Source organism: Microbacterium sp. B24 (genome assembly GCF_000333415.1).
Taxonomy (GTDB): Bacteria; Actinomycetota; Actinomycetes; order Actinomycetales; family Microbacteriaceae; genus Microbacterium.
In genome coordinates this window covers 1-1,450 of the sequence record NZ_BADB01000527.1, presented here as the reverse complement: position 1 = coordinate 1,450, position 1,450 = coordinate 1, and the positions used below count along the sequence as shown (strand labels likewise).

Below are 1,450 nucleotides of genomic sequence, written 5' to 3'. Positions count from 1 at the left end.
CCCCCAGGGGCTTCAGATCATCCAGGTGCTCGAGCGGATCGGCGCCGCGCACGACGTGTCGATCGCCGCGACCGCCCTCGGCTGTCTGCGCGCGAAGCCGACCGTGGTCGCCCCGATCGCGTCGGCCTCGAAGCTGTCGCAGGTCGCCGACCTTCTCGACGGCGGCCGGGTCGAGCTGACGGCCGACGAGGTGGCCGAGCTCGACGAGGTCTCGGAGTGGACTCCGACCGACATGTGAGCGCGCCGTAGGCTCGAACGGTGTCTGCCGCTCCCGCCGTGCTCAACGTGTCCGCCTACCTGTTCACCGCGCTCACGGATGCCGCGCAACTGCGCGGGCCGTTGCGGGAGCGTGCGGTCGCTGCGGGGCTGAAGGGGACGATCATCCTCGCCGAGGAAGGGATCAATCTCTTCCTGGCGGGTGCGGCGGAGCCGTTGCGCGCCTACCTCGACGAGCTTCGCGCCGACCCTCGCTTCGCCCCGCTGCGGGCTACCGAGAGCTGGTCTTCCGCGCAGCCGTTTCGCAAGATGCTGGTGAAGCTCAAGCGGGAGATCATCCGGATGGACCGCCCGACGATCCGCCCGGCAGATAGGCGCGCTCCGGCGGTCTCGCCGGAGACGCTGCGCCGCTGGCTCGATCAGGGGCACGACGACGCGGGTCGCGAGGTCGTCATGCTCGACACCCGCAACGCCTTCGAGGTCGACGACGGTGCCTTCGAAGGGGCCCTGGACTGGCGGCTGGAGCGTTTCACGCAGTTTCCGGATGCCGTCGCCGCACATCGTGGCGAGCTGCGCAACAAGACGGTCGTCAGCTACTGCACCGGCGGCATCCGGTGCGAGAAGGCTGCGCTCGTCCTTCGCGAGGAGGGCGTCGAGGCCTGGCAGCTCGATGGCGGCATCCTGGGGTGGTTCGCTGCGCAGGGGCAGGCGCACTACCGCGGCGACTGCTTCGTGTTCGATGAGCGCGTCGCCGTCGACAGTGCACTCGCACCGGCCACGGAGGCCTGACGCCGTCACGGGCAGCGGCGCGTGTCCGTGACGGCGAGTACGCTCGCGGCATGCATCACCTGAGTCGGGAGCAGGCGCGACGCATCGCCGTGCGCGCTCAGCTGCTCGACGCCGACCGCCCCGGAGACGTCGTCGAAGTCGGCGAACAGCTCGGGTCGATCAAGATCGATCCCACGGCCACGATCGCGCCCGCTGAGCAGACCATCCCGTTCACCCGGATCGGCTGGGGGTACGAACCCGGCCAGCTCACCAAGGCGGTCGAGGACGATCGGACGCTGTTCGAGTTCGACGGGCAGTTCCACGCGGCATCCCTGCGACCTGCACTGCTCGCAGGCATCGTGCGCGGGTGTTCCGAGCGCAAGCGGCGGGCTGGTTGGAGGCGAATGCGCGTTTTCGCGCAGACGTTCTCGCGCGCCTGCGCGCCGACGGCCCGTTGCTGGCGGGC

The 1,450-nt window shown here is 70.1% G+C and carries 2 protein-coding genes and 1 pseudogene; all 3 read left to right on the top strand.

Annotated features, from left to right (window positions below; all coding sequences use genetic code 11):
• On the top strand, positions 1-238 hold a 238-nt coding region (locus I5I_RS15575; RefSeq protein ID WP_036321933.1), incomplete at its 5' end, for an aldo/keto reductase.
• Between the two features lie 20 nt (positions 239-258).
• Complete coding sequence (locus tag I5I_RS15570) at positions 259-1,005, top strand: sulfurtransferase (protein WP_036321930.1); 747 nt, start codon at positions 259-261, stop codon at positions 1,003-1,005.
• Between the two features lie 50 nt (positions 1,006-1,055).
• A pseudogene (locus I5I_RS15565) lies at positions 1,056-1,450 on the top strand (DNA glycosylase AlkZ-like family protein); the annotation flags it as partial.